Source organism: bacterium, from assembly GCA_021372615.1.
In the GTDB taxonomy this organism is placed as follows: domain Bacteria; phylum Armatimonadota; class Zipacnadia; order Zipacnadales; family UBA11051; genus JAJFUB01.
Genome location: JAJFUB010000046.1, coordinates 69,646 through 76,610 on the forward strand (window position 1 = coordinate 69,646; position 6,965 = coordinate 76,610).

The following is a 6,965-nucleotide window of genomic DNA, read 5'->3' on the forward strand; positions in this document are numbered from 1 at the left end:
GACTCATCACATCTCCCCATCTCCCCATCCCACCTCATCCAATCGCTTCCATGTCCGCGTACTCGAACACCCCAGACATGGCGCGGTTGACCGTTGAGTAGCCCGCCTCTTCCGCCGCGGCGATGGGGTTGAGACCGGCGCAGATCACCAGGCCCATCCTGTCCACCCCGACCTCCGTCTCCATCAGGGGGCGGCTTTCGGCGCCGATCGCAGCTACGCCCCGCAGCCGCCAGGCCGACATGGCGTCCACCAGCCGCATCACGTGCTCGCGCGCGATGGCCGGGCAGATGCGGAAGCCCGCCCCCACCTTGCCCCGGCCGGTGGTGACCACCTGCTGCACGCTTGTCGCCTTGCCCTTGATGAACACCTCGACCGGGTCAATGGACGTGCCGCCATAGCGGATGATCTCGGTGAACCGCACCGGCTCATGGCCCGCGACCTCCACCAGGCCGCCGAACTCCGACTGGACCGGGATGCCGTGGCTGAGCAACACGCCGTTGAGCGTGACCGCCGAGACCGTACCCAGGCCCACCATGCCGCGAGGGATGGCCTGGTCGCCCAGCTTCTGGCCGGGCTGGAAGGTGGCGATGAGGTCGCTGGTGGCCCAGCGCGACAGGAACACGGGGCGCATGACCTTCATGGCGGCGTCGAACTCAGCCTGGCGGAACAGGGACAGGTTGATGACGATCTTTCCGCTTCCGGCCTCCAGATCGAACCGGGTCAGGTAGGCCAGGCGCTCGATCTTGGCAAAGGTCAGGGCTACCTGGTCGGCCACGCGGGCATTGGCCAGCTCGGCCTGCCCGGCCTCGGTCAGCTCCCGCCCGGCCCGGCCGAGGTTGCGGGTCAGACCGGCCTCGTCGAGGGCCTGCAGATGGTAGCGGATGGCGCGGTCGGTCAGCTCAATGCCATGGGCGCCAAGCTGGCGGGAGATGAGGCCGGCGCCGACGGGACCGCCGTGCTCACCGAGGATTCTGAGTATGGCGAATTCCTTCCGGCCAATTTCCGGCAATGAGCCCACCCTTTCAGCCCCTATGGGCGACTGTTCTTCCGTTTATGCGGAAGCGAATGCCGAACACAAGTGTTTCAGGATTGTTTCGCGGGCCGATTTTGCCGCTGATTTGCCCTTGTAACGGGGCGACAGGGGGATTATAGTACGGAACCATTCTTCCGGCAACTGGCTTCCGTCAAAGAGAACCCAAACATGGCCAACATGCACCGACTCCCTCCCTTCAAGATCCCGGCCGCTTGCGGCACGTGCGGCATTCTCGACCGCACCGGCGCCTGCTTCTCCGGCGCTGATGTCGTCCGCGGCATGGCGAACATGCACGAGCGCGGCAACGGCCTGGGCGCCGGCTTCGTCGCCTACGGCATCTATCCCGACCACGCCGACGACTACTGCCTGCACCTGATGTGCGCCGGCACGACCGGCCTGCAGCGCGCCCGCGACTACCTCGGCAGCGTCCTGACCATCGTCCACGATGAGCCCATTCCGACGCAGACCACCCCGACCATCACTGACGAGCCCGTGCTGTGGCGCTTCTTCGTCCAGCCCAACGCCGACAAGCTCGGCACGCCCGGTGAGCAGGACTATGTGGTCGCCTGTGTGATGACCCTCAACCGCGACGTCGAGGGCGCCTACGTCGCCTCCAGCGGCAAGAACATGGGCATCTTCAAGGGTGTCGGCTACCCCGAGCCCATCGCCGACTTCTACCTGATCCCCGAGTACCAGGGTTACCTGTGGGTCTCCCACACCCGCTTCCCGACCAACACGGGCGGCTGGTGGGGCGGCGCGCATCCCTTCGGCCTGCTCGAATGGTCCATCGTCCACAACGGTGAGCTGTCCAGCTACGGGGTCAACAAGCGCTACGTGAAGTCCTTCGGCTACGAGTGCACGCTGATGACGGACTCGGAAGTCATCAGCTACATGCTCGACTTGCTGTGCCGAAAGCACAAGCTGTCCATCGAGATGGCCGCCCTGGCGATGGCCGCCCCGGAATGGGACGAGATTGACGAAGAGCCCGACCCGCAGCGCAAGGCCCTGTTGACGGCGATGCGCCAGACGTACCCGGGCGCGCTGCTCAACGGCCCGTTTGGGGTCATCGCCGGCCACAACGGCGGCATGTTCGGGATGAGCGACCGGCTCAAGCTGCGTCCGCTGGCCGCGGCGACCAAGGGCGACCGCGCGTATATCGCCAGCGAGGAAGCCGCGATCTGGGCCGTGGACGGCCAGCCCGACGAGGCCTGGCCCATAGACGCCGGCACGCCGGTGCGGTTCGATCTGAACTAGACGAGAGGGGTCTGTCCCCGGAGGAGCGGCACAGCCGATCCGCAGGGGGCTGACCCCGAACGAGAAGCCCAAGGGGTCAGCCCCCTTGGAGTTCGCTGCGCGAACTCACGGGGACAGACCCCACCCAGCGGAGTAACACATCATGCCCCTCTCTCTCATAGGCGGAGAATTCATCGTCAAGCGCGACCCGGACCTGTGCATCGAGTGCGGCGTGTGCACCCGCCAGTGCTCCTACGATGCGCAGAAGATTGACCCCGACGACGGCGCGATCAGCACCGACTGCAGCAAGTGCGTCGGCTGCCTGCGCTGCGCGACGCTGTGCCCGACGGGCGCGCTGACCATCACCGAGCGGGCGCTGACCGGTCGCACGCACCCCAACTGGACCTACGGCGCCCAGCGCGCTCTGCAGCGCCAGGCCGAGACCGGCGGCATGCTGCTCACCGGCATGGGCAGCGACAAGCCCCACCGCAGCTACTGGGACAAGCTCCTCATCAACGCCTCGCAGGTCACGAACCCCTCGATTGACCCCCTGCGCGAGCCGATGGAGCTGCGGACGTTCCTGGGCGCCAAGCCCGACGAACTGGAGTTCGACGACGCCGGCAACCTCGTCACCGAGATGAGCCCGCAGCTCGACCTGCTCGTGCCGATCATGTTCTCGGCCATGTCGTATGGCTCGATCAGCTTCAACACCTGCATCTCCCTGGCCCGCGCCGCGAAGGCCGCCGGGACATACTTCAACACCGGGGAGGGCGGGCTGCACCGCGACCTGTACCCCTTCGCCGACCGCGCCATCGTACAGGTGGCGTCGGGGCGCTTCGGCGTGACGCCGGAGTACCTGCAGGCCGGGGCGGCCGTGGAGATCAAGATCGGCCAGGGCGCCAAGCCCGGCATCGGCGGCCATCTGCCCGGCGAGAAAGTCACGGCCGAGATCTCCGCCACGCGCATGATCCCCATCGGCTCGGACGCCATCTCGCCCGCGCCGCACCACGACATCTACTCCATCGAGGACCTCAAGCAGCTCATCTATGCCCTCAAAGAAGCCACCGAGTACAAGAAGCCGGTCTCGGTGAAGATCGCCGCGGTGAACAACGTCGTGCCGATTGCCTCGGGCGCCGTGCGTGCCGGGGCCGATATCGTGGCCATTGACGGCCTGATGGGCGGCTCGGGCGCGACGCCGACGGTTATCCGCGATAACGTGGGCATTCCCATCGAGTTCGCCATCGCGGCGGTGGACAGCCGCCTGCGCACCGAGGGCATCCGTAACCGCGCCTCGCTGGTCGCCGCCGGCGGCTTCCGCAACAGCGCCGACATCATCAAGGCCATCGCCCTGGGCGCCGACGCCGTCTACATCGGCACCTCGGCCCTGATCGCTCTGGGCTGCCACATGTGCCAGAAGAGCTACACCGGCAAGTGCACCTGGGGGATCGCCACCCAGGACCCGTACCTGACCAAGCGCCTGAACCCCGAGATCGGCACGAAGCGGCTGACGAACCTGCTGCGGGCCTGGTCGCTGGAGATGAAGGAGATGCTGGGCGGGATGGGCATGAACAGCATTGACAGCCTGCGCGGCAACCGCGAGATGCTCCGCGGTGTGGGCCTGACCAAGGAAGAGATGGACATACTCGAAGTCGAGCCGGCGGGACGGTAGGTGTGGGAGCGCGGGCTTTCCAGCCCGCGCCGCCGGCGGCGGGCTGGAAAGCCCGCGCTCCAGAGGACAACCATGAAACGCATCTATGCCAAAGAAGACGTCTGCATCGGCTGCCGCCTGTGCGAGATCTACTGCATCTTCGAGCACTCCGGCCACCAGACCCTCGTCAAGGCCTTCTCGGACCGCGAGGGCCTGCCCGAGCCGGCGGTGCGCGTCGAGGAAGACGGGGCCATCTCGTTCGCGCTCCAGTGCCGCCACTGTGAGGACGCGCCCTGCCTGGCCGCCTGCATCGCCGGGGCCATGACCCGCGACCCGCAGACCGGCGCCGTCAAGCACGACGAGGAGAAGTGTGTCGGCTGCTGGAGCTGCATCATGGTCTGCCCGTTCGGGGCCATCCGCACCAACATGGAGACCCACAAGGTCGGCAGCAAGTGCGACCTGTGCGCCGGCAAGGACACCCCCGCCTGCGTGGCCCACTGCCCGAATGAGGCGCTGGTGTACGAGTAGGGATTGGGGATTCGGGATTCGAGGCCGGGGTAGGTGCCGTCAGCGCCGGAGGCGCGGCTCAAGCTAGGCGGGGGCGGAAGCCCCCGTCAGCCGGGAACCTCCCTTTCTTCTTGGTGTGGCGGGCGGGCCGCCCGCCCTACTAATCGAGGCATCGGACATGAGCGAAAAACGTTACGACTATCTCATCCTGGGCAACTCGACCGCGGCCGTGGCGGCTGTTGAGGCCATCCGGTCGGCGGATGCCGACGGCACGCTGGCCGTCGTGTCCGACCAGCCCAACCACGTCTACAGCCCGCCGCTCATCACGTACGTGCTGAGCGGCAAGATCGCCGAGGATAAGCTCTACACCCGCTCGCGCGATTTCTACGAGCAGCTCAGCGCGGACACGTACTTCGGCGTCCCGGTGACGCAGGTCAAGCCTGAGGCGCACCAGGTCGTTCTGGCCTCGGGCGCGACACTGGGCTATGGCAAGCTCCTGCTGGCCACCGGCGGCACGCCCATCGTCCCGCCGCTGCCCGGCGTCGAGCTGCAGGGCGTCTTCACCTTCACCCGCCATGACGACATGGTCCGCGTGCGGGAGTTCATCCAGGGCAACCGCGTGGCCCAGGCCGTCGTCATCGGCGGCGGTATGATCGGCGTGAAGGTCGCCGAGGCCTTCGCCGCCCTGGGCCTGGAGACCACCATCGTTGAGTTGGTGGATCGCGTCCTGGCCCAGGCGCTGGATGAGACGGGCTCCGCGATGGCCAAGCGCGCCCTGGAAGCCGCCGGCGTCCGCGTCCTGACCGGCTCGGGCGTGACCAGCATCGGCGGCAGCGACGGCAAAGTCCAGAGTGTGACGCTCGACAGCGGCTCGCGGCTGCCGGCGCAGATCGTCGTGGTGGCCGTCGGCGTGCGGCCGAACGTGCAGTTGGCCCACGAGGCCGGCCTGTCGGTCAATCGCGGGGTGCTGGTGGATGACCACCTGCGCACCAGCGCGGCGGATGTCTACGCGGCCGGCGACGTGGCCGAGGCGTATGACCCGCTCATCGGCGAGGCGCGGCCGATTGCCATCTGGCCGGCGGCGTCGCTGCAGGGCGAGGCCGCGGGCCTGAACATGGCGGGCCAGGACGCCGCCTATGACGGCAGCATCCCGATGAACTCGATCCAGGTGTGCGGCCTGCCCACGATCTCGGTGGGCCTCATCGCCCCGCCGGACGGCTGTGAGACGCTCGAGTACCGCTCCCCCGACGGCAAGAGCTACCGCCGCATGCTCATCGTCGGCGACCGCATCGTCGGCGCGATCTTTGTGGGCGACATAGACCGAGCCGGCATCATCACCGGGCTCATCCGGGGCGCGATTGATGTCAGCAGCTTCCGCGAGAAGCTGATCCAGCGCGACCTGGGCCTGCTGTCGCTGCCCAAGCAGTACCGCAGGCACATCGTCAGCGGGCCGGGGATTGAAGTATAAGGCAGAAGGATGAAGGCAGAAGGATGAAGATCGACGCCGCCAACCTGCACTATCGCGAACTCAATGAGCGGATCAAGGCAGCCGTGGCCGCCGGCGAGACGCAGTTCGACCTCGTCAATGTCTGCGGTCACCGCTACCTGGGCTGCGGCATCCACTCGGTGATCACCGTCAACGTGGACGGCATCCCGGGCAATGACCTGGGCGCCTTCATGGGCGGCCCCAAGCTGTACTGCTCGGGCAACGCCCAGGACGGCATCGCCAACACCATGGATGACGGGCTCGTCGTCGTGCCCGGCCACGCGGGCGATGTGATGGGCTACTCCATGCGCGGGGGCAGCGTCTACGTGCGCGGCAACGCCGGCTACCGCATCGGCATCCACATGAAGTCGTACGAGGGCAAGGAGCCCACAGTCATCATCGGCGGGCGCGTGCGGGACTTCTGCGGGGAGTACCTGGCGGGCGGCAAGCTCGTCATTCTCGGCCTGGACCTGCCGCCCGGCGAGCCGGTCGTGGGCCGCTACTGCGCTACCGGCATGCACGGCGGCACGCTCTACGTGCGCGGGGAAGTCCCCGCTGCCCGCGTCCGCGCCGGCATCTCCATTGATGAGGCCGACGACGAGGACAAGGCCGTGCTGCGCGACCTGCTGGCGCCGTACTGCAAGCAGTTCGGGCTGGCGCTGGACGAGATCGCCAACGCTCCCTTCACCCGCCTGACAGCCCGCACCAGCCGTCCGTACGGCCAGTTGTACGCGTATTAGGGGCTGGGGGTTGGGGATTAGGCATTGGGGATTGGGGACTGAAGTAGAGTCACGGGGTGTCCGCCGTAGCCGCAGGCGCAGGCGGACGGGGCCCCGTGACTTTCGCTATCAACGAGGCGATCGTGGGGCCCGGCCCGCTGCGCGGGCACCCCACGACTCCATCTCCAGGGCGTTCCACAGGCCTGCGCGCGTGAGGACACGCGCGCCCACGCGACGCCCCCGCTGTTGCGACGCCCCCGGCGGGGTCCCTGTCGCCTGCGGCGACACCCCGCCCTGTTCGTCCGCCATCCCGCCAAACCGCCATCCCGCCAACCCCCC

At 67.6% G+C, this 6,965-nt stretch carries 6 protein-coding genes; 5 read left to right on the forward strand and 1 reads right to left on the reverse strand.

Translation table 11 applies throughout. The annotated features are described in order from the left end of the window. Positions 1-34: 34 nt before the first annotated feature. Positions 35-1,009: an NrpR regulatory domain-containing protein gene (locus tag LLH23_07725; GenBank protein ID MCE5238368.1), complete on the reverse strand. Its 975-nt coding sequence runs from the start codon at positions 1,007-1,009 to the stop codon at positions 35-37. A 192-nt stretch (positions 1,010-1,201) separates the two neighbouring features. Between LLH23_07725 and LLH23_07730 the strand changes: the two genes are divergently transcribed. The 5 genes from LLH23_07730 (at position 1,202) to LLH23_07750 (ending at position 6,647) form a co-directional block, all read left to right on the forward strand. Beyond that, on the forward strand, positions 1,202-2,287 hold the full coding sequence (locus LLH23_07730) for a glutamine amidotransferase family protein (protein MCE5238369.1): 1,086 nt from the start codon (positions 1,202-1,204) through the stop codon (positions 2,285-2,287). Between the two features lie 142 nt (positions 2,288-2,429). Beyond that, positions 2,430-3,935, forward strand: coding sequence for a 4Fe-4S binding protein (locus LLH23_07735; protein MCE5238370.1), 1,506 nt, complete (start codon positions 2,430-2,432; stop codon positions 3,933-3,935). A gap of 72 nt (positions 3,936-4,007) precedes the next feature. Continuing rightward, a complete protein-coding gene (locus LLH23_07740; GenBank protein ID MCE5238371.1) occupies positions 4,008-4,442 on the forward strand; it encodes a 4Fe-4S dicluster domain-containing protein in 435 nt (144 codons plus the stop codon). Between the two features lie 157 nt (positions 4,443-4,599). Further along, positions 4,600-5,889, forward strand: coding sequence for an FAD-dependent oxidoreductase (locus LLH23_07745; GenBank protein MCE5238372.1), 1,290 nt, complete (start codon positions 4,600-4,602; stop codon positions 5,887-5,889). Between the two features lie 23 nt (positions 5,890-5,912). Beyond that, a complete protein-coding gene (locus LLH23_07750; protein ID MCE5238373.1) occupies positions 5,913-6,647 on the forward strand; it encodes a hypothetical protein in 735 nt (244 codons plus the stop codon). Positions 6,648-6,965: the final 318 nt, after the last annotated feature.

Bases quoted from the DNA above. Each gene is read 5' to 3' on its own strand.
- LLH23_07740 (MCE5238371.1), top strand. From the start codon at position 4,008: ATGAAACGCATCTATGCCAAAGAAGACGTCTGCATCGGCTGCCGCCTG.
- LLH23_07750 (MCE5238373.1), top strand. From the start codon at position 5,913: ATGAAGATCGACGCCGCCAACCTGCACTATCGCGAACTCAATGAGCGG.
- LLH23_07730 (MCE5238369.1), top strand. From the start codon at position 1,202: ATGGCCAACATGCACCGACTCCCTCCCTTCAAGATCCCGGCCGCTTGC.
- LLH23_07735 (MCE5238370.1), top strand. From the start codon at position 2,430: ATGCCCCTCTCTCTCATAGGCGGAGAATTCATCGTCAAGCGCGACCCG.
- LLH23_07745 (MCE5238372.1), top strand. From the start codon at position 4,600: ATGAGCGAAAAACGTTACGACTATCTCATCCTGGGCAACTCGACCGCG.